We start from the raw sequence: 19,651 nt of genomic DNA, 5'->3' as shown, positions 1-19,651 counted from the left end.
GCGGGTCCGCGTGGCGGGTTGCCGACGAGCGCACGTTCCGTTGCCCGAAGGAGAACCCTCACGCGGTGTCCCGGGCGGGGCTCAGGCCGGCCCTGCGGTGCTCGGTGAGCCAGTACAGGAGCGCGAGGACGGGCAGGGCCGCGCCGAGCGCCGTCACCGCCGTCCAGCCGCCGGAGCTGTAGACCAGCGAGCCGAGCTGGGAGCCGAGGGCGCCGCCGAGGAAGAACGTGGCGATGAAGGCGCTGTTGAGGCGGGCACGGGCGTGGGGGTCGAGCTGGTAGATGGTGTGCTGGCCGAGGATGAGGGTGGCCTGGACGGCCATGTCGAGAAGGACGGCGGCGAGGGCGATCAGGGCGATGTGGTGCCGGCCGAGTCCGGCGAGGGCGAAGGCCAGCACGGCGAGGACGAACGCGGCGCCGGTCATGGGCCGGGTCAGCTTGCGGTCGGCCCAGTGCCCGGCCATCGGGGCGACGGCCGCGCCGGCGGCCCCGACCAGGGCGAAGATCCCGACGCCTATGGGGGAGTAGTGGAACCCGGGGCCGGTGAGGACGTAGGAGATGGTGGTCCAGAAGGCGCTGAAGGCACCGAACATGGCCGCCTGGTACAGGCCGCGGCGCAGCAGCGCGGGGTGGGTGCGGACCAGCCGGAGGGTGGAGTGCAGCACCCGCGGGTACGGGATGGTCGTGGTGGGCGCGTGCTGGGGCAGGGCCTTGCGCAGGGTGACGGCGAGGGCGGCCATCAGAACGGCGGAACCCAGGTAGACCACGCGCCAGCCCGCGACCTCGGAGACCAGGCTGCTGAGGGTGCGGGACAGCAGGATCCCCGTGAGCAGGCCGCTCATCACCCGGCCCACGATCCGGCCGCGGGCGTGGTCGGGGGCGAGGCTCGCGGCGAACGGGACCAGGATCTGGGCGACGACCGAGGTGGCGCCGCTGACCAGGGACGCGACCAGCAGTACGCGGAAGCTGGTGGCGAGGCCGGCCGTCACCAGGGCGGCCGTGGTGACGGCCAGCAGGGCCGTGATGAGACCGCGCTTCTCCAGCCGGTCGCCGAGCGGCACCAGGAAGACCATGCCGATCACATAGCCGACCTGGGTGAGCGTGATCAGCCAGCCGGCGGTGGCGGTGCTGATGTGAAAGACGTCGTGCAGCGAGGAGAGCAGGGGCTGGGCGTAGTACAGGTTGGCGGCCGTCATGCCGCAGGCGACGGCCAGCAGTGCGATCAGCCCGCCCGGCACGCCGTGTGCGGGCTCGGCGGCGTTCGTCCGCTGACGCGTGGTTCGGAGTTCGGATGACTGGGGCACGGGGACCTTCCTCGGTGCGCCGAGCCGGTCGGCCCGGCTCGGCGGAGCGCCTGGCGGCGAGCGAGCAGCTTCCGCGCCGCTCTCAAAGGGGAAAGCGCCGGGCCGGACGCCCCGCTTCCCCCTTCGCGACGATGGTTCGGGATGGGCGTCATCTCTGGGAGAGATGGCGCCACGGTCCACGAAGACCGCGCGGGATGGATTTGGGTGAAAACACGTAGGTCGGCCGGAATCGACGAGCATCCGGCCGGGCCCGTGCGCTGCGGCGATGACGAACCCGTGCCGACGGTCCACGATCATGGCATCCTAGTTGAATATAGAACTATCTTTTCGGGAGGCGGTCCACGTGAGCAACGTCGAAACGAAACCCACGGAACTGCGATGCGGGGGAGCGGTGGACGGCCGGCAGCCGGGGGAGACGCCACGGGTCGACGTACTGACCCCGCGCGAGGTGCCGCTCGGCGGTCCCCGGGCGATGAACGTACGCCGCACCCTGCCGCAGCGGGCCCGGACCCTGATCGGTGCCTGGTGCTTCGCCGACCACTACGGCCCCGACGACGTCTCGACGACGGGCGGCATGGACGTCGCTCCCCACCCGCACACCGGGCTGCAGACGGTGAGCTGGCTGTTCACCGGGGAGATCGAGCACCGGGACAGCATGGGCAACCATGCCTCCGTGCGGCCCGGCGAGCTCAACCTCATGACGGGCGGGCACGGCATCGCCCACTCGGAGGTCTCCACCCCGCGGACCACCATCCTGCACGGCGTGCAACTGTGGGTGGCGCTGCCGGAGGAACACCGCGACACCGAACGGGACTTCCAGCACTACGCGCCCGAGCCCACGCTGATCGACGGGTCCGAGATCAGGGTCTTCCTCGGCTCCCTCGCCGGCCGGGTCTCCCCGGTGCGCACCTTCACGCCCCTGCTCGGTGCAGAGGTCGTCCTCCCGCCGCGCGCGACGCTCACGCTCGCCGTGGACCCCGCTTTCGAGCACGGCCTGCTGGTCGACCGGGGGGAGGTGCGGCTCGCCGACACGCTCGTCGGTCCCGCGCAGTTGGGTTATGTCGCCCCCGGCGCCGACGCGTTGACGGTGGCGAACGAGTCGGACGACATCGCCCGCACGGTGCTGCTCGGCGGAACCCCGTTTGAGGAGGAGATCGTCATGTGGTGGAATTTCATCTGCCGGTCGCATGAAGAGGTCGTACGGGCTCGTGATGACTGGATGTCGGGGGACCGGTTCGGTTCGGTGAAGGGTTACGACGGTGACCCGCTTCCGGCGCCCGAGCTTCCGACGGTGCCGTTGAAACCGCGGCGGCAACCCAGTTGACCTGCTGGGGCGGCTCCCGAGCGTCGTGCTGGAGGGATGCGGCAGGGCTTCGGCTCTGTAGTCGGGTCCGATGGAGCAAGGAATGCGGGCTTCGTACAGGTGGGCGACGGTAAATCGGCAAGGTCGGTCACGAACCGTTGGACCGGTCCGCCGTGCGAACCGCACGGCAGCCGGCTCCCGCCGCGGCCCCGAACAGGTCCGGCTGCGCTTCGCGACGGACGACCGGGCCGAGTCTGCTGACCCGCGCCGCCGATTCTGCGGCGCGATGCCGATCGCACCCTCCTACCGACAGACGGGAAGGCCACGACATGGATCTAGGACTCGCCGGACGACGTGCGCTCGTCAGCGGCGCCACACAGGGGATCGGACAAGGGGTGGTCGAAGCCCTCGCAGCGGAGGGGACGGATCTCTTCCTCACCGCTCGCGACCCCGACCGGCTGGTGCGGACCGCCCAGCACGTCGAAGAGAAGTACGGGGTGCGCTGCGGATGGCATTTCGCGGACTTCAGCCGGCCCGGACAGGCGGGTGACGCCGCCCGGACCGCCATCTCCACGCTCGGTGGGATCGACATCCTGGTCAACAACGCCGGCCGGTCTCTGCCCGCCTCGCTCGACACCCCCACCGAGGACTGGCAGGCGAGCAGCCAGCTCAACTTCCTCAGTCACGTCGAGGCAATCCGTGCGGTCCTTCCCGGAATGCGCGAGCGCGGGTGGGGGCGGATCGTGAACGTCACCGGAGCCGCCTACCGTGCGCCCCAGCAGCTGAACATGGGAACGATCGCGAAGTACGGCATCCTCAATGCCTCCAAACTCGTGGCCCGGGAGGAGGCGCGCGCAGGAATCACTGTCAACACCGTGACCGTGGGAATCATCGAATCCCACCAGATCAATGAGATCCACTACCCCGACGAGGAAGAACGTCGCGCCGCGGCGGAGGAATCCATCCCGATGGGCCGCTTCGGGTCACCCGCCGAGGTGGCGGCAGCCGTAGTCTTCCTCGCCTCCGAGCGCGCCACCTACATCACCGGCAGCACCATCACCGTCGACGGTGGCGCGGACCCCACGCTCCTTTGATCACGGACGCGGTCACCCGGTCGGCACGCCGGTGGTGGGACCAGCGCGAGCACGACGTGCTCGAAGACCGTCGGTCGGCGATCCGGTGCCGGTGGCAGCCGAGCGGGTGGTCGACGGCGAACTCTCCCCGGATGGGCAGAAGCACGGCGAACTGGTCCCAGAGGGGTTCGAGCAGGCGAGAGGGCAGCGCGGGCACGCCCGTCCTTCGTGATCACTGAGCGTAAAGAACTCCATGATCACGTGGCCTCATGCCCGCACTGCGTCCACCCCGCCCGATCACTCGGCAGCTGCTGCCTGTTGCCGTTCGGCCTTGGCCTGCCCGTTGCGGAGAGGCACCGGCGGGTCTGGCCCCAGGCAGGACCGTGGATGAAGGGAGTGCAGCACCGTCTTGGACAGCGGCGGTCGATCGTAGGGTTCGTGCGGTTCGTCGCCGATCAGTACGAGCTCCCCGGTGAATCCGCCCGCCCGCAGCGACTCCGCGGTGCGCAGGCCGGCGAGCGACGCGCCCACGATGACGATCCGTCCGTTGGACGCGGCCATCACCGCACCTCCCCGATGCCGGCGCCGCCGGGTTCGACCGCGGTGCCGGACGCGGTCGCCCGGCCGAGCGTGATCGCCTGCACCGGACAGGCCCGCGCGGCCCGGTCCACGGCCCGGTCGGATTCCGCGTCCGGTACGTGCTCGTACTCCAGTGACTCCGCGCCCCGGAACCGGAACACCTCCGGCGCCGCGTACACGCACTGCCCGTAGCTCTGACAGCGGTTCAGGTCGACGAGAACACGCATGGCGGTCCCCCCTCTCTCCGTGCTGGTGACCGAGTCCGTCACACCTGCGCCTGGGCCCGCGCCGTGGCTTCCGTCTTCCTCGCCGAGACGAGGGTCCACACGAACAGCAGGGTGTAGACGGCGACCATGAGCACCTGCGAGACGTTGGCGGCGAGCCCGATCGGCAGCAGATAGACGGCCGCGATGCGCAGGCTCGCGTCGACCAGCAGCGAGACCCCCCACACCAGGGAGACGCGGAACCAACGGGCCTGCAGGGCAGTGGACTTCGCGGTGGACCGGAACTCCTCGTGCTGCGCGCCGCCGGCCGAGTGGGCGAAGCGCAGGGCGGCGTAGTAGGCGAGCGGGCGCCCGATGATGCAGCTGACGACCAGGACCAGGCCGGCGGTGGTGGACATCGCCGCGTCCTTGGCCAGGATGAACCGGGGATCGCCGGTGGTGAAACTCAGCGCGAGACCCGCACCGAACAGGGCTAGCAGGAACACCGCGAACGGATCGACCCTCCGCTGCCGCGCCGCCACCCAGCACACGCGCAGGCCGGAGGCGACCGTGCCGGCCAGCAGCGCCACGTAGCTGCCCGCCCCGAGCAGTTCGGCGACGAAGTAGGCGATCACCGAGAGACCGATGTCGTAGAACAGCATGGAGGCCATCCCACGAGCGGCCGGGTGGGATCGCGCTCCGGCGGAGCGGTTGTCGGTGGCGGCGGTCGGGTCGGACGAGATCTTCGGCATGTCGACTCCCAAGTGGTCGAGTGGTCGAGTGACGGGAAACATTTCGAGCGCATTCCCGAGCCGGGATTGATTCGTCGGCAATCTCGGGCATTCCCTTTTCGATTGATGTCGACGGTACGTTTCGCAGCAGTGATCGTCATGCGGCGGCCGCCGTAGATCCGGGTGGAGATGCGTCTCCACCCACGGCCGCAGGGCACGGCCCTGGTGGAGAGGAATGAATGCCTGAGCATGCCGGGGTGGACATGCGTATCCGCCGGAACCGCCCTGATCGCCGGCATCGGGCATGGAGGAATGTGACGGTTGCCGACCCGATGACCGGGCCGGCGCCGGCGGCACCGGCCGGCACTGTACGGACGCGACGACGGTTGGGCAGCCGGATCGGCTACGCCCTCCTCGCCCCCACCGCCAGGGCATCACGGCCCTCCGGCACCTTCCGCCGCCGCGCCTTCCGCGTCTGCCCCTGGCACCGAACTCACGGCGAACGTGCTTTCGGTCGTCTTATCCGCGGGATCCCCCCTGCGCTCGCGGCTCTTGACAGCGGTCGGGGTGGTGTGGGTGCGGCCGGGTTCGGTGGGCCGGTCTCCACCCGGGTGGAGAGAGATCTCCACCCGGGGATACAGCGCTCGCCGCACGACGTCGACACAGGCCGGCCGTAGTTTTCCCGGCATCGCGCACAACGCCGAGTGGAGGGCAGTGAAGATGAGCGGTCCCATGCAGATCGTGCTGATAGTGGCCGCGATCGGCTATCTGCTGGTCCGGCGCATGACGGGCGAGCCCGCACAGGCCAGACGGATGCTGGTCCTGCCTGCCGTGCTCAGCGTGATCGGCCTGAACGACGTATCCGAACAGGTCAAGGACCCCTTGTCGCTGGTCTTCCTGGCCGGCACCGCCGCGGTCAGCATCCTCCTGGGCGTACTACGCGGAGCCAGCGTGCACATCTCCCAGCGACACGGCCTCGCCTTCGTCCGCTACACCGGCATCACCGTCCTTTTGTGGGTACTCAACATCGCCGTCAAACTCGGCGCCAACCTCGCCCTGCACGCTCTCGCCCCCAAGGACGCGGGCGTGGCCGCCAACAGTCTGCTGTTCACCCTCGGCCTGGGCATCGTCGCCGAAGGACTCGTCATCCTCTACCGCGCCCTGCGCCGCAACCACCGCGTCATGTGGACCCAAGGCCGCAACGGCGCCCCCCACCAGGTGCCCTCCTTCCTCGACAGCCTCCGGCAGGACCTCACCCACCATCACGACGAGCCCCGCGGTCACCGCCACGCCCCCGAATGGAACACTCACCCCGAGCAGCTCCGCGACCACCGCCGATGAAGATCGGATCCCCAGCCCCATGACCACGACGGACCAGCGTCCATCAGCTCCGTCCGAACGCTTCCGGGACGAGCAACTCATCCAGCCGTTCCTCGTGTTCGCCATGATCGCCGGCACCGTCGCGCAATGGCCCGGCAGCAGGATTCTGTTCCCTGGGGTCGCACTGCCGCTGTTCATCCTCGCCTCGATCACAGCGGTCGGCGCACTGGCGCCGTGGACGCGGCTGAGCAACCGGCAGCAGGTCGCCACGATGACCGCGTACATGCTGCTCAGCTCGCTGCTGTTGCCACTCGCGCACGAAACGACGGCCGCGGCCTTCTTCCCCTACGTCGCCGCACGCGCCGCAGGCGTGAAGCTCGCCTCGCGCAGGACCGCTGTCGGCGTCGCCGTGACCGGTGCGCTCGTCGCGGCCGGTGCGACCTGGCTCCTGGAGACCTTGGCGCCCCACGCGTCACAGTGGCCGTGGTGGGTGACCCTGACCATCGGTCTGCCCGTCTACATCGGCATATCCAATCGGGACCGGCTCGACGCCCTGCACAGTGCCCGGCGCGCGGCGGAGGAAGCCCGGCGCGCCAGGGAGTCCGAAGCGCGCGAGGCCGCACTGATCGAACGAGGGCGCATCGCCCGCGAGATCCACGACGTCCTCGGCCACTCGCTGTCCGGTATCGCGCTGCAACTGGACATGGCCGACGCGCTGCACGACAGCGGCCGCGAGGACGAGGCCACCGCGGCCGTCCGCAGGGCCCGTGCGCTCGCGGTGGACAGCATCAGCGAGACCCGGCGCGCCGTGCACGCGCTGCGCGAGGGCACCCTGCCGCTGCCGGACGCCCTGCGCCACCTCGCCGAACACAACACCGTCGACTTCACGATCACCGGCGAGGTCGGTGAAATCAGCGCGGAAGCGACACACGCGATGGTCCGGACGGCGCAGGAGGCCCTGACGAACGCGGCCAAGTACGCGCCGCACGCCCGGCGCAGCATGCGACTGGCCTTCACCGACGACCGTGTCACCCTGACCGTGCACAACGGGCCCGCGGCCGCGGACGTACACACCGATCTGGCCGGCGGCACCGGGGTCGGTCTCTTGGGCATGCGCGAACGCGCCGCCCTGCTGGGGGGCACCCTGCAAGCCGGGCCGGCCCGTGAGGGCGGCTGGACCGTGGAACTGGAGCTGTCCCGATGACGGAGAACCGCACGATCACCCTGGTGGTCGCCGACGACCAGACGACCGTCCGCGAGGCGCTCGCCGTCATGCTCGATCTCGCCGAGGACGTGACCGTCGTGGCCACCGCGACCAACGGCGCCGAAGCCGTCGAGGCCGCCGAACGGCACCACCCCGACGTGCTCCTCATGGACCTCAACATGCCGGTCATGGGCGGTGTGGAGGCGACCGGGCGGATCCACGGGGCCGAACCGCACACCACCGTCCTCGTGTTGACCACCTTCGACGACGACGAGTCCATCCTGGCCGCGCTGCACGCCGGCGCGAGCGGCTACCTCACCAAGGACGCCGACCGCACCACCATCCTGCACGCAGTGCGCGCCGCCGCACAGGGCCAGACCGTGCTCGCCCCCGAGGTGCAACGCCGCCTGCTCGCTCTCACGGCACGGCCCGCCCCCGTCGCGCCGCCCCGGGACGAGGGGTTCAACCTGACTGCGCGCGAACGCGAGATCCTCGCCCTGATCGGGGAGGGGCTGCGCAATCCGGAGATCGCGGCACAGCTGGTGATCAGCGAAGCCACGGTGAAGACACACATCAACAACATGTTCGCCAAGGCGGGCTTCCACTCCCGCGCTGACGCCGTCCGCTACGCCCTGCGCACCCAGCGCTCGGCACAGGACCCACAGTGACACCCGCCGGGGGGCACACGGCTGCCGGACCCTTCGCGCCCAGATCACGGGAGGGCCGGACGAACGACGAATCGGGGGCGTCGTAGGGCTGCACTCCGGACGCCAGTCGGCCACGATCACGGCCGCCGCGAGGGAGGCCGGAGACGATCTCCAAGGGTCGCAAACCTTGCCGTACGGCAGCCGCAGTCCGGCGTCGACGCCCTGGCCTTGGGCTTCTCCAGTCCACGCTCTACGGCACTGCCCTGGCTCGCGTACCCGACTCCTCCGCCCGCCTGCCCGTCGCCGACCGGTACCAGATCTTTCAAGGGTGCGGGCACTTGGACCACCGGGACCGCGGATGCGCACACCCGTTGGGGAACGACCCATCCCAGGGGCAACGTATCCTGGCCCACGACGATCAACTCCCGCGACTGATGCCGGCGGTCTGCTGACCGACAGCCGCGCCGCACGCCGCTGACCTGCGGCAACTATGATGAGGTGCGATATGTGGTGGAATCTCGTCGGACGCAGCCACGAAGACATGGCCAAGGCCCGGGACGACTGGCAGAACTCTTCCGATCGCTTCGGCGCCGTCGAAGGGCAGCCGGGGGAGCGTCTGCCCGCGCCCGCTCGGGCCAACGCGATCATCACACCGCGCCGGAATCCACCGCGCCACTGATATGTCCGACGCGTCACCGGCCCCGTCCGAAAGGCATCCGATGAGCCAGCCCTCCGCCGCTCCGACCGTCGAGCGGAACGACGCCAAGCACCGGTACGAAATCCATGTCGACGGCGAGCGCGCCGGACTGACCGCCTACCTCGACCACGGCGCGCAGCGCGTCTTCTACCACACCGAGGTCGACGAGGCCTTCGCCGGACAGGGACTGGCCTCCCGGCTGGTCCAGGAGGCGCTCACCGACGTGCGCGCGTCCGGGAAGCGGATCGTGCCCGTCTGCCCGTATGTGGCCAAGTTCCTGAACAAGCACGAGGAGTTCGCCGACATCACCGACCCCGTGACCCCCGAGGTCCTACGGTGGCTGGACACCGAACTGGGCTGACCGTCCCACGCTCGAAGCCGGCCACCCACACGGCGGCCGGCTCTGCGGACAGCGCACTCCTTCTGTACTGCCCGCGCACAACCCGGGCTCGTGACCCGCCCATTCACCTTTGCCGCGGCTGATGCCTCCCGCACGGCACCGTACGCGGGGCGCGGCTCTCCTGACTGGGCCTGTCCTCGCCGGCTCCCCGGTGCAACCACCCCGCCTCCGAAGGGGCCACCACCGGCCGGCCGACCTGATCGGCAACCCCGTCGAGACCACCACCGCCGTGGGCGCGGTCCTGCACGGCGGCGGCCCGGAGGAATTCCCCGGTCCGCGTACCGGCAGACCCTCGCGCACCGCTTCGAAGCCCTGGCCATGCTCCTGGAACGGGGCGACCGCTACGGCCAAGCCTCCACCTGGGACGGCATCGCCTTCGCCCACCACCAGCTGGGCCGCCGGCCGTACGCCCTCCTCGACTGTCGCCACGCACCGGCCCTCCACCGCGACCACGGTGTCTCCCACCGGCAGGCCGAGACCCTCACCCGATCTGCGACAGCCACCTCGCGACCGGCGACCACGAGGACGCCCGCACCGCCCGGGAAGAGGCCCTCACCCTCTTCACCGCCCCGGATCACCAGGAGGCCGACCGGGTGCGGGAATGCCGCCGGTGGCGGGGGCAGCGGCGCGGGGCGGGCCGAGCGATCCGGGAGAGCCTCGTCCGGCGGGGCGGCAGATGACCGGGGCGAGGATGTGCTGCGCGCACCGGCACCACGTATCCGCCGCCGGCCGTGGTGCCGGACGGGCACATCGTCGTCGCCCCGGATGCGGCAGCCGGGCGGCGGGCGGACACGACGCCGTACGGCAGGTCAGGGCGATGCCGGCCGCCGCTGCCGGAACGCCGCCCTCACGTGGTCCACCGCAGCCATGTGCGGCAGCGGGCACAGCGCCGACGTCAGCGCCGTCACCCCGACTTCCCGGGCGCGCCCGCCTCCGCACCGGTGACCCGGACGGCGTACCCGTGCTCGCGCCACCGCCCTGCGCCGGGTCGGCTGGCAGACAGAGGGGCCGGAATCGCCCGGGAGGCACGGTGACGGAAGACAGCGGACGCGCGGACGACCACCGGGAACGGTCGGACATGGAGGCGCTGCGGGCACGCGTGGCAGCTCTCGAAAGCAAACGGGGCCGGCCGTCGCGGCACCGGGTGACGTCCCTGGTGGCAGCGGTGCTCATCGTCGTCGGATGCATGCTCGCCCCGCTCTCCGTCGTCGCCGTCTGGGCGGCGGACCAGGTGGGAGACACCGACCGCTACGTGGACACGGTCGCCCCGCTCGCCTCGAACCCCGATGTGCAGAACGCCGTCGCCGACCGGGCCACCGACGCGCTGATGACCCGCATCGATCTCCCCGCACGCCTGGCGGACTTGGTACCCGAGGACCGGCCCCGCCTGCGGAAGGCGCTGGGCGGCAAGCTGGGAGATTCCCTGGAGGGCGCCGTACGCGGCTTCGTCCGCGACAAGGCCCGTCAGGTCGCCGCGTCGGACGTCTTCACCACGGTCTGGATCGAGGCCAACCGCCAGATCCACAGCACCCTCGACAAAGCCCTCACCGGCGGTGGCGGCGGCGCCGTCCAGCTGAAGAACGATTCGGTCACCCTCGACCTCGGCCCGATCGTGGAACGGGTGAAGAAACGTCTCGTCGACGCCGGAATGACCTTCGCCGGGCGCATCCCGTCGGTGCACACCGACTTCACCGTCTTCAGATCGGAACAGATCGGCAAGATCAAGACGTACGTGCGGCTGCTCCAGCTCGCCGGAACCTGGCTGCCGGTGCTCGCCGTGCTGCTGGTCGCCGCCGGCGTGCTGCTCTCCGTCCGGCGGCGCCGGGCGCTGGTCGCGGGCTGTCTCGGCGTGGCCGTCGCCACCGGGGTCCTCGGCATCGGACTGCGTGTGTTCCGCGTGATCTACCTCGACCGGCTTCCCGCCGACGTCTCCCAGGGCGCGGCCGGCGCCGTGTACGACGCGCTGACCCACTTCCTGCTGACGACCGTGCGCATGGTCGTGGCCCTCGGCATCGTCATCGCCCTCGGCGCCTGGCTCAGCGGACCGGGTCGACACGCCGGACTCGTGCGCCGGCTGTGGAGCTCCGGCATCGGAGCGCTGCGCGACACCGCCGACAGCGCCGGTCTGCGCACCGGACCGGTCGGCCCCTTCGTGCGCCGTCACCGTGCCTGGATCACCTGGATCCTGGTGGCCGTGGCGCTGCTGGTCTACTTGCTGTGGTCCTATCCCACCGGCTGGGTCGTGGTCGGCATCGCCCTGTGCCTGCTGTTCCTGCTGGCCGTGGTGGAGTTCCTCGCGGCGCCGGCGTCGGCTAGCGAACACGCGCCGACCGAAGTGCCGCCCTGACGGTCCGGACGAGACGGCCCGGCAGCACCGACCGGTGCCAGAGGCTGCTCCTCGCCCGCGTGGCCGGCCGTCACTCGATCGGCGTAGCGCCTGTGGCTCATGGACCCGTCCGGCGCCAGGGTCGAAAAGGCCAGGCGGCGTTCTGGACGCCGGCTGCCACACACGAACGGAGCACCGCCATGACCGCACAGCCCCACTCGGAATCGTCCTCCGGCAGTTACGGCCCGGCCCCCACCCGGAACAGTCCCTGGTCCACCGGCGGCACCACCTTCGCCGGCGTGCTGCTGATGCTGAACGGCATCCTGGCCATCTTGCAGGGCGTATCCGCGATCGCCGCGGACGACGTCTACGCCCGCGTCGACAACTACGTCTACAAGATCAACCTCACCGGCTGGGGCTGGATCCTGCTCGTCCTCGGCGTCATAGCCGCATTCGTCGGCTGGGGCGTCCTCTCCGGCGCCGCATGGGCACGGGCGGTCGGCATCGTGCTGGCCTCCCTGAGCCTGCTGTCGCAGTTCCTCTTCCTGCCGTACGCGCCGGTGTGGTCCCTGATCATGATGGCCATCGACATCTTCGTCATCTGGGCGCTCGCGGTCTACCGGCCGGAAACCGCGAGCACGTGATGCGCCACCCGTCGGCGGCCACGGCACTCCGCGGAAACCGTCATTGACGACGCTCGGCGCTGTCCGTCCCCGGCGCCGTCGGACCCCGTTGCGGCGGTGGCCGTCCGGTCCGTCACTGTGGGACCCATGGCCGGGTCGAACGCGTGGGTCACCTCGGGGCGGGCGCCCGGGGCGAGCAGTGCGCGGGCCGGAGCCTGGTCCGTTAACTGGACCGGTTCGGACTGACCCCGGCGATCGACGCCGCGGGCGGTGCCCGTCGACGGTCACGGTCCCTGTGGGCGACCGATCAGTACGACGCCGAACTAGCCCGAGTACTGACAGACCGGCGGTGGCGGTTCGGTGGTGACCTGGTGAGTTCGGCCCGCTGAACCTCCGGCCTCGTCCCGGGCGGCACTGGGCCGCGCGTGGAGGTCGGCACAAGGACGTCGAGTTCCCTTGCGCCCCGACCAACAGCTCCTGGCTGGACCGCGTCGAGGCCCAGCGGCGTTCAGGATGGCCGCTGGCGTGCGCGTGACGACGGACAGGGCCCGGGACCTGCTCGGTACCAACCCGCCTGTCCTCGCCGACGCCCGCGGCCGGGGGCGGCTCGTGCAGGCCCGCATGAGCCTGGTCCTTGTCGCCGGCCGGGTGAAGGTGACGATGGAGCAGCCTGAGCGGCTGAGCGACGCGTTCCGCGCCCGCCGGGCCGCCGGAGCGCGATCACCGTACACGCTGCCGTCATCCGCCGTACCCCTCGGCGCGGCAGCGTGGCCCCATGACGCACGACCGCATACCCTCCGTTGACGCGCTCATGGCCCTGCTGGCCGACTGCGCGGACGTCTGGGACACCCCGGACCGGTCCGGTGACCCGGTGGACATCCTGGACCATGGCCTCCAGGTCGCCGCCCTGCTCGCCATGAGCCACCCGGGAGATGAGGAGCTTCAGGTGGCCGGGCTGGTCCACGACATCGGCCACTACCTGGTGCCCGCCGACGAAGCGGGCCACGGCCGGCACGCCGAGGCGGCGGTCGAGGGCCTGTTGGGGCCGCGGGTCGCTCGTCTGGTCGCCGCGCACATCCCGGCCAAACGCTATCTGGCGGCCGTCGACGCACAGCTGGTGCTGTCGGCGGAGAGTTCCCGCACGCTGGGCTGTCAGGGCGGCCCCATGACCGCGGCGGAGGTGGTGGCGTTCGAGGCGGACCCCGACTTCGCGGCGGCGATCGCCCTGCGCCGGGCCGACGACGCGGGGACGGTGGTGGGTCTGGCAGTGGCTCCGCTGGAGTCGTGGCGACCGGTCGTGGAGCGGGTCGCCGCCCGCCCAGAGCTCTGACCGATTAGGCTCACCGGTTCGCTGTCCGCTGCGGGGATGGCAGTGAGGGGCTTGGGCGTCCGGGGGCGTCCGAGCGGTGCCGCGGGGTGGCAACACCGGGGTCATTCGAAGGAGTTGCGGTTCCGGCGCAGGAAGTCGGTGAAACCGAGCGGTGCACGGCCGGTGAGGTCGGCCACGGTCGAGGTGACGGTCTCGGCGCCGCCGTCGCGGTAGGCGCGGGCAACTCCTGTCAAGGCGTCGACGTGGAACTCCGGCATGCCGCGACTCAGCATGGCCGCGCGCGCTTCGTCGTCCTGCAGGCCCACGTAGCGCACCGGCCTGCCCAGCACGTCGGACTGCTCCTCGGCTGCTCCGGCGTAGGTCAGTGCCTTCGGACCGGTGAGGTCGTAGACGCGGCCGTGGTGGCCGTCGGTGGCCAGGACCCGCGCCGCGACACGGGCGATGTCGCCGACGTCGACGAAGCTCATGGGTGCGGTGATCAGCGGGAGGCTGAACTCTCCGGCCTCGCGGATGGACGGCTGGCACAGGTAGTTCTGCAGATAGAAGTCGGGAGGCAGGATGGTCCAGGACAAACCGGACGTGACCAGGGCCTGTTCGACGGGCTGATGGAGCCGGGCGATCGGTGAGAGTCCTTCGTCGGCCCGCCAGTCCGACAGCTTGACCACCCGGACACCGACCGCCCGGCGGCTTCCAGCAGGTTGAGTTCGTGCGTCGTCTGGGCAGGACTCGTCGCACCGAGGAGGAACACGGTCTCGATGCCGGCGAGGGCGGGACCGATCGTGTCCGGCTCGGCAAGATCGAGCGTCACCGCCCGACCGCCCGACATGATCACCTGAGCCGTGGTGCGCGGATCACGGTAAGCCGCCCGCGCGGCCACGCCGTCGGCATGGAGACGAGAGAGGAGAACCGTTCCGACGTTCCCGCTCGCGCCAGTCACCAGAATCATCGTCACCTCCTCCAGACGCCAGCCGTGAGCATGCACAAGAACCGGAAATCACCAGTGATCTTCAGGCTCTGGCGTTCAGTGGACGTCCGCCCCGGCGGAGGGCGGGCCGGGCGCGGTCGGCCGCGTACGCGGTGAGCGGCATCAGTGGGTGGTTCCCTCGGTGACCTTCAGGTCGCTCTCCACCGTGTGGCGGGCGGCGGCGACCAGCAGGGCGCGCAGTCCGTGGGCGACCGTGGCGGGCTCCAGGGCCGGGGCGGTGCCGTCGGTGACCTGCTCCGGCGCCCACGGCACATGCACGAAACCGCCGTGGACCTGCGGGAATTCGGTGGCGATGAGGTGGCCGAGGCCGTACGCGACGTGGTTGCAGACGAACGTGCCGGCCGTGGTGGAGACCGCGGCGGGGACACCGGCGGCGCGCAGGGCGGCGACGCAGGCCTTCACGGGGAGGGTGGAGAAGTACGCGGCGGGTCCGCCCGGGACGACGGGCTCGTCGATGGGCTGGTTGCCCGCGTTGTCGGGGATACGCGCGTCGTCGACGTTGATGCCGACGCGCTCGACGGTGACGCCGGGACGCCCGCCCGCCTGGCCCAGACACACGACCAGGTCCGGGCGCGAGGAGCGGATGGCGTCGCGGAGCGTGTCGATGGACTTGCCGAAGACACAGGGGAGTTCGGCGGCGGTGACCGTGAGCCCGGCGGGCGGCTCGGCGGCCACGCGGGAGGCGGCCTGCCAGGACGGGTTGACCTGCTGACCGCCGAAGGGGGCGAAGCCGGTGAGCAGCACGCGGGTCATGGCACTTCCTTCACGGGGAGGGGGATGGGAGCGGTGTGGTTCAGAACGCGAAGAGGGCCATGATCGCGGTGGAGCACGCCAGGAGCGGGAGGGCCGTGGGGATCTGTGCCTTGATGGGGCCGTACTGGTCCTTCAGTTCGAGCAGGGTGGCCGGGACGATGTTGTAGTTGGCGGCCATCGGGGTGCACAGTGTCCCGCAGAAGCCGGCCAGCATGCCGATCGCCAGGACGGCAGGCGGATTGCCGTGCATCTGCTCGATGAGGACGGGCCAGCCGATCGCCGCGGTCATCACGGGGAACGCGGCGAACGCGTTACCCATGATCGCGGTGAACAGGAACATCCCGACGCAGTAGGCGATGACGGCGAGGTACTTCGAGTTGTCCGGCAGGACGTCGTGCACGATCTTGCCGACCTGGGTGCCGACCCCGGCCAGCGCGAAGATCGAGCCCAGTACGGCGAGGAGTTGGGGCAGCAGCAGGGCGGACCCCATGGCCTCCAGCATGGAGCGCCCGGAGTGGAGCGGCACCGACAGCTTCCGCTCGCCGGTGACCAGCATGCCGACGACGAAGGCGACGAGACAGCCGACGCCGAGCCCGAGCAGGGTGGCCTTGCCGGTCTCGAACAGCCCGGACGTGTCGAGCACGGAGGCACAGACGATCGCGACGACCGGGATCGTCAGGGCGGGGATGAAGATCCTGCTGCCGAGCCGGTCCGCGGCGGCCTCGCGTTCCTCGGCGGTGCCGGTGACCGGAACACCCTTGCCGAGGAAGTTGAACCCGGCGAGCACGATCAGGGCCAGGACGGCGACACCGAGCGGTTGGGCGGGCAGGGTCCAGCCGCCGTTCTTCGCGGTGGCGTCGGCGACACCGGTGCCGTAGGGGAAGGCCAGCCCGAGCAGGCCCCAGAACGCGGCGGACGTCCACCGCTTGGGATTGCTGCGGTCGGCGGCCATCTGCACGGCCATGACGACGAAGACGAAACCCACCAGCCAGTAGAGCCACTCGACCTTGATCACTTGTTGGTCTCCTTCGGACGCGGCAGATCGTGTTCGGCGGCGGCGAGCGCCATGTCCCGCTGCAGTTGGCGGTCCAGGAGCAGCAGGCGGGCGCCGTGGACGAGGAGGGCGCAGACGGCGACCGGGATCGCCCACAGGGCCAGTTGGGTGGGTTCCAGGTTCTGGTGGTAGGTCGAGTTGACGAACCCGGTGATCAAGAGGATCGAGCCGATGGCGATGAAGCAGTCCTCGCCGAAGAAGAGGCCGACGTTGTCGGCCGACGCGGCGTAGGAACGCACCTTCTCGCGCAGGCGCTCGGGCAGTGGCGCGCCCGTCGAACGCTCGGCGGCGGCCTCGGCCATGGGGGCGACGAGGGGGCGCACCGTCTGTGCCGGTCCGGCGATGTTGTTGAGGCCGAACGCCGCCGTCACCTGACGGGCCAGCAGATAGACGGTGAGGAACCGGCCGGCGCTGAGGCCGGCGAGCCGGCCGATGAGCCTGCGGGCCTGCTCCCGCAGGCCATAGCGCTCCAGGAGGCCGATCACGGGGAGGACGATGACGAAGACGGTGACCGAGCGGCTGTCGGCGAAGGACCGGCCGAAGGCCGCGAGGACCTCCCACGGGCTCAACATTCCGAGCAGCCCGGTGACGATACCGGCGACCCCCACGACGAGGACGGGATTGCGGCGTGTGGCGAATCCGAGGATCACCACGACGACGCCGAGGAGAACGATCATGCGGCGGCCTTAGGCGTGAGCGGGCAGGACGCCCGAGCGGCACGGATCCGGGGGTCCGGATCCGGGAGGGCTGCACGGACACTAGGGGATCGTTCAACGATCGAACAAGGGGGTCGTCGGTAAATCCATACCTTGTCGGATCGTTCAACAATCCCTTAGGTTGAAGGGGTGATCGATCTCAATGCGGATCTCGGTGAAGGCTTCGGCCGCTGGACCCTGACCGACGACGACGCCCTGCTCTCCCTGGTGACCAGCGCCAACGTCGCCTGCGGCTTCCATGCGGGCGACCCCTCGGTGATGCGTCGAGTCTGCGACCTCGCGGCCGAACGCGGCGTCCGGATCGGCGCGCAGGTGTCCTACCGCGACCTGGCGGGCTTCGGCCGTCGCGCCATGGACGTTCCTTCCGGCGAACTCGCGGCCGAGACGGCCTACCAGATCGGGGCGCTGCGGGTCTTCGCCCAGGCCGCCGGGTCCGAGGTGGCCTACGTCAAGCCGCACGGCGCGCTCTACAACCGCACGGTGCACGACGCCGAGCAGGCGGCGGCCGTGGTGGCGGGGGTGAGACTCGCGGGCGGGGCGCTGTCGGTGCTCGGCCTGCCGGGGTCACGGCTGCTGGCCGCTGCTGAGGAGGCGGGCCTCACCGCCGTACCGGAGGCCTTCGCGGACCGCGCCTACACCCCTGCGGGCACCCTCGTGCCGCGGCGCGAGACCAACGCCCTGGTGACCGACGAGGACGCGGTGGTGCGGCGCGCCCTGGCGTTCGCGCTGGAAGGCGCGGTCGAGGCCGTGGACGGTACGACGGTCGCGGTGAGCGCCCGCTCCCTGTGTGTCCACGGCGACACCCCGGGCGCCGCCCGGATCGCGGCCCGGGTGCGCGCGGCGCTGGAGGCGGCCGGAGTCGAGCTCGGGGCGTTCGCATGACGGAGAGCCGGTCTCCGCGGGTGCGCCTCGCCGGACGGCACGCGGTGCTCGTCGAGCTGGCGGACGCCGAGCACACCGGAGCCTTCCACGCCGAACTCCTGCGCCGGCGCGCCGCGGGCACCCTGCCGCCCGTGGTGGAAATCGTCCCGGGCGCGCGGACCGTGCTCCTGGACGGAGTGACGCACCCGGAGGAGCTGGCGCGCCGGATCGCCGATTGGGACGTGCCGTCCCGCGCCACCGACACCAGGGGAGTCGTGAGGATCGCCGTCCGCTACGACGGCCCCGACCTGGCCCGCGTCGCCGCGCTGTGGAACGTACCCGTCGAGGAGGTCGCCGCCCGCCACTCCTCGTACACCTACCGCGTCGCCTTCTGCGGCTTCGCCCCCGGCTTCGGTTACCTGACCGGGCTTCCCGAGGAGCTGTACGTCCCGCGACGCGACACGCCCCGCACCCGGGTTCCGGCCGGCGCGGTCGCGCTCGCCGGTCCTTACAGCGCGGTGTATCCGCGCGCCACCCCGGGCGGCTGGCAGCTGATCGGGACCATGCCGGATCCGACACCGCTGTGGGATCTCACCCGCGAGGAACCGGCCCTGCTGACGCCGGGAACGCGGGTGCGTTTCGTGGCCGAGGGCGGTGCGCCATGACCGGCAAGCTCACCGTCGTACGCTCCGGAGCTCTCACCACGGTCCAGGATCACGGCCGTCGCGGCCATGCCCACCTGGGCGTTCCCCGCTCCGGAGCCCTGGACGCCCCCGCCATGGGACTGGCCAACCGGCTCCTCGGCAACGGTCCCGACGCCGCGGTGCTGGAGACCACGCTGACCGGCTGCGCCCTGCGCCCCGACCGCGGCGTGAGCGTCGTGGTCGGGGGCGCCCCCTGCCCGGTGACGGTCGGCGGCCGCCCGGCGCCCTGGGGGGTGCCCGTACGGGTCCCCGCGGGTGCCGTACTGAACGTGGGTGGGGTGACCGCGGGGGTCCGCTCCTACGTGGCCGTCGCCGGCGGCATCGCCGTCGATCCCGTCCTCGGCAGCCGTTCGACGGACCTGCTCTCCGGACTCGGCCCGTCGCCCCTGCACGACGGAGACGTCCTCCCGGTAGGCGCCCCGGCACGGCAGACGGCGCTTCCCGACAGCGCTCCCTGGCCGGCGCCGCCCACCGAACTGATCCTGCCGCTGCGGTTCGGCCCCCGCGCCGACTGGTTCACCCCCGCCGCACTGCGCACCCTCACCTCGGCCACGTACCGCGTCTCGCAGCACAGCAACCGCATCGGCCTGCGCACCGAAGGACCCGCCCTGGAACGCGTGTCGACCGGCGAACTGCCCAGCGAGGGCATGGTGCTCGGCGCGGTGCAGGTGCCCCCGGACGGACGTCCGGTGGTGTTCCTGCACGACCACCCGACCACCGGCGGCTACCCGGTCGTCGCCGTCGTCGACGAGGCCGCCCTTGCCGCGGCCGCTCAGGCCCCGGCGGCCACGCCGATCCGCTTCGTCCCGGGGTGACGCCCCTGCCCGGCGGCGTGCCGG

The 19,651-nt window shown here is 71.2% G+C and carries 22 protein-coding genes and 3 pseudogenes; 15 read left to right on the top strand and 10 right to left on the bottom strand.

The annotated features are described in order from the left end of the window. Positions 1-58: 58 nt before the first annotated feature. On the bottom strand, positions 59-1,303 hold the full coding sequence (locus tag AB0L59_RS22730; RefSeq protein WP_365586492.1) for an MFS transporter: 1,245 nt from the start codon (positions 1,301-1,303) through the stop codon (positions 59-61). Between the two features lie 343 nt (positions 1,304-1,646). Between AB0L59_RS22730 and AB0L59_RS22725 the strand changes: the two genes are divergently transcribed. Both AB0L59_RS22725 and AB0L59_RS22720 read left to right on the top strand, forming a co-directional pair. Further along, the gene (locus tag AB0L59_RS22725; protein WP_365586489.1) at positions 1,647-2,627 is read left to right on the top strand and encodes a pirin family protein; all 981 of its coding nucleotides are present in this window, start codon (positions 1,647-1,649) and stop codon (positions 2,625-2,627) included. Between the two features lie 308 nt (positions 2,628-2,935). After that, positions 2,936-3,700 (top strand): SDR family oxidoreductase, encoded by a 765-nt coding sequence (locus tag AB0L59_RS22720; protein ID WP_365586486.1) that lies wholly within the window; start codon positions 2,936-2,938, stop codon positions 3,698-3,700. 70 nt (positions 3,701-3,770) lie between these two features. Here AB0L59_RS22720 and AB0L59_RS22715 read toward each other — a convergent pair. From AB0L59_RS22715 to AB0L59_RS22700, 4 genes and pseudogenes are all read right to left on the bottom strand, one after another. Continuing rightward, positions 3,771-3,896, bottom strand: a pseudogene (locus AB0L59_RS22715) (IS5/IS1182 family transposase); the annotation flags it as partial. 80 nt (positions 3,897-3,976) lie between these two features. After that, complete coding sequence (locus AB0L59_RS22710; protein WP_365586484.1) at positions 3,977-4,240, bottom strand: FAD-dependent oxidoreductase; 264 nt, start codon at positions 4,238-4,240, stop codon at positions 3,977-3,979. Continuing rightward, a complete protein-coding gene (locus tag AB0L59_RS22705; RefSeq protein ID WP_365586482.1) occupies positions 4,240-4,485 on the bottom strand; it encodes a ferredoxin in 246 nt (81 codons plus the stop codon). Before AB0L59_RS22705 ends, AB0L59_RS22710 begins: the two co-directional genes overlap by 1 nt. Positions 4,486-4,523: 38 nt before the next feature. Further along, complete coding sequence (locus AB0L59_RS22700) at positions 4,524-5,213, bottom strand: VC0807 family protein (RefSeq protein WP_365586479.1); 690 nt, start codon at positions 5,211-5,213, stop codon at positions 4,524-4,526. A 218-nt stretch (positions 5,214-5,431) separates the two neighbouring features. On the opposite strand from AB0L59_RS22700, the gene AB0L59_RS22695 reads away from it, so the two are divergent. The 10 genes and pseudogenes from AB0L59_RS22695 (at position 5,432) to AB0L59_RS22650 (ending at position 13,739) form a co-directional block, all read left to right on the top strand. Next, positions 5,432-5,869: a DUF6009 family protein gene (locus tag AB0L59_RS22695; RefSeq protein WP_365586476.1), complete on the top strand. Its 438-nt coding sequence runs from the start codon at positions 5,432-5,434 to the stop codon at positions 5,867-5,869. 43 nt (positions 5,870-5,912) lie between these two features. Further along, positions 5,913-6,533: a DUF1453 domain-containing protein gene (locus AB0L59_RS22690; RefSeq protein ID WP_365586474.1), complete on the top strand. Its 621-nt coding sequence runs from the start codon at positions 5,913-5,915 to the stop codon at positions 6,531-6,533. A gap of 19 nt (positions 6,534-6,552) precedes the next feature. Further along, positions 6,553-7,716 carry a histidine kinase gene (locus AB0L59_RS22685; protein ID WP_365586471.1) on the top strand — a complete coding sequence of 388 codons (1,164 nt, stop codon included), beginning with the start codon at positions 6,553-6,555 and terminating at the stop codon, positions 7,714-7,716. Continuing rightward, positions 7,713-8,384 carry a response regulator transcription factor gene (locus tag AB0L59_RS22680; RefSeq protein ID WP_365586469.1) on the top strand — a complete coding sequence of 224 codons (672 nt, stop codon included), beginning with the start codon at positions 7,713-7,715 and terminating at the stop codon, positions 8,382-8,384. The genes AB0L59_RS22685 and AB0L59_RS22680 overlap by 4 nt, the downstream gene beginning before the upstream one ends. 484 nt (positions 8,385-8,868) lie before the next feature. Next, a pseudogene (locus tag AB0L59_RS22675) lies at positions 8,869-9,042 on the top strand (pirin family protein); the annotation flags it as partial. Between the two features lie 40 nt (positions 9,043-9,082). Further along, positions 9,083-9,421 carry a GNAT family N-acetyltransferase gene (locus AB0L59_RS22670; RefSeq protein WP_365586466.1) on the top strand — a complete coding sequence of 113 codons (339 nt, stop codon included), beginning with the start codon at positions 9,083-9,085 and terminating at the stop codon, positions 9,419-9,421. A 1,117-nt stretch (positions 9,422-10,538) separates the two neighbouring features. Beyond that, a complete protein-coding gene (locus AB0L59_RS22665; RefSeq protein ID WP_365586847.1) occupies positions 10,539-11,807 on the top strand; it encodes a hypothetical protein in 1,269 nt (422 codons plus the stop codon). 179 nt (positions 11,808-11,986) lie between these two features. Beyond that, positions 11,987-12,430 (top strand): hypothetical protein, encoded by a 444-nt coding sequence (locus AB0L59_RS22660; RefSeq protein WP_365586463.1) that lies wholly within the window; start codon positions 11,987-11,989, stop codon positions 12,428-12,430. A 504-nt stretch (positions 12,431-12,934) separates the two neighbouring features. Further along, entirely contained in the window at positions 12,935-13,213 is a 279-nt protein-coding gene (locus tag AB0L59_RS22655; RefSeq protein ID WP_365586461.1) for a hypothetical protein, read from the top strand. Continuing rightward, positions 13,185-13,739: an HD domain-containing protein gene (locus AB0L59_RS22650; protein WP_365586458.1), complete on the top strand. Its 555-nt coding sequence runs from the start codon at positions 13,185-13,187 to the stop codon at positions 13,737-13,739. Before AB0L59_RS22655 ends, AB0L59_RS22650 begins: the two co-directional genes overlap by 29 nt. A 101-nt stretch (positions 13,740-13,840) precedes the next feature. Here AB0L59_RS22650 and AB0L59_RS22645 read toward each other — a convergent pair whose 3' ends face one another. From AB0L59_RS22645 to AB0L59_RS22625, 5 genes and pseudogenes are all read right to left on the bottom strand, one after another. Then, positions 13,841-14,404, bottom strand: a complete 564-nt coding sequence (locus AB0L59_RS22645) for a hypothetical protein (RefSeq protein ID WP_365586872.1) — start codon at positions 14,402-14,404, stop codon at positions 13,841-13,843. A 74-nt stretch (positions 14,405-14,478) separates the two neighbouring features. Further along, positions 14,479-14,685 (bottom strand): annotated as a pseudogene (locus AB0L59_RS22640) (NAD(P)H-binding protein); the annotation flags it as partial. Positions 14,686-14,826: 141 nt separating this feature from the next. Continuing rightward, positions 14,827-15,477, bottom strand: a complete 651-nt coding sequence (gene pcp / locus AB0L59_RS22635; protein WP_365586455.1) for a pyroglutamyl-peptidase I — start codon at positions 15,475-15,477, stop codon at positions 14,827-14,829. Between the two features lie 40 nt (positions 15,478-15,517). Beyond that, positions 15,518-16,492, bottom strand: a complete 975-nt coding sequence (locus AB0L59_RS22630) for a DUF979 domain-containing protein (RefSeq protein WP_365586452.1) — start codon at positions 16,490-16,492, stop codon at positions 15,518-15,520. Further along, positions 16,489-17,208 carry a DUF969 domain-containing protein gene (locus AB0L59_RS22625; protein ID WP_365586450.1) on the bottom strand — a complete coding sequence of 240 codons (720 nt, stop codon included), beginning with the start codon at positions 17,206-17,208 and terminating at the stop codon, positions 16,489-16,491. Before AB0L59_RS22625 ends, AB0L59_RS22630 begins: the two co-directional genes overlap by 4 nt. A 168-nt stretch (positions 17,209-17,376) precedes the next feature. Here AB0L59_RS22625 and AB0L59_RS22620 point away from each other — a divergent pair, with 168 nt between their 5' ends. The 3 genes from AB0L59_RS22620 to AB0L59_RS22610 are packed head-to-tail and all read left to right on the top strand — an operon-like array spanning position 17,377 to position 19,627. Continuing rightward, on the top strand, positions 17,377-18,129 hold the full coding sequence (locus AB0L59_RS22620) for a 5-oxoprolinase subunit PxpA (RefSeq protein ID WP_365586448.1): 753 nt from the start codon (positions 17,377-17,379) through the stop codon (positions 18,127-18,129). Further along, complete coding sequence (locus AB0L59_RS22615) at positions 18,126-18,773, top strand: allophanate hydrolase subunit 1 (protein WP_365586445.1); 648 nt, start codon at positions 18,126-18,128, stop codon at positions 18,771-18,773. The genes AB0L59_RS22620 and AB0L59_RS22615 overlap by 4 nt, the downstream gene beginning before the upstream one ends. Then, positions 18,770-19,627 (top strand): biotin-dependent carboxyltransferase family protein, encoded by an 858-nt coding sequence (locus AB0L59_RS22610; protein ID WP_365586443.1) that lies wholly within the window; start codon positions 18,770-18,772, stop codon positions 19,625-19,627. Before AB0L59_RS22615 ends, AB0L59_RS22610 begins: the two co-directional genes overlap by 4 nt. The last annotated feature ends 24 nt before the right edge of the window (positions 19,628-19,651 follow it).

The sequence above is a fragment of the Streptomyces sp. NPDC052109 genome (genome assembly GCF_040680195.1).
In the GTDB taxonomy this organism is placed as follows: Bacteria; Actinomycetota; Actinomycetes; order Streptomycetales; family Streptomycetaceae; genus Streptomyces.
The sequence above is the reverse complement of the archived record's forward strand: the minus strand, read 5'-3'. Positions and strand labels throughout refer to the sequence as shown.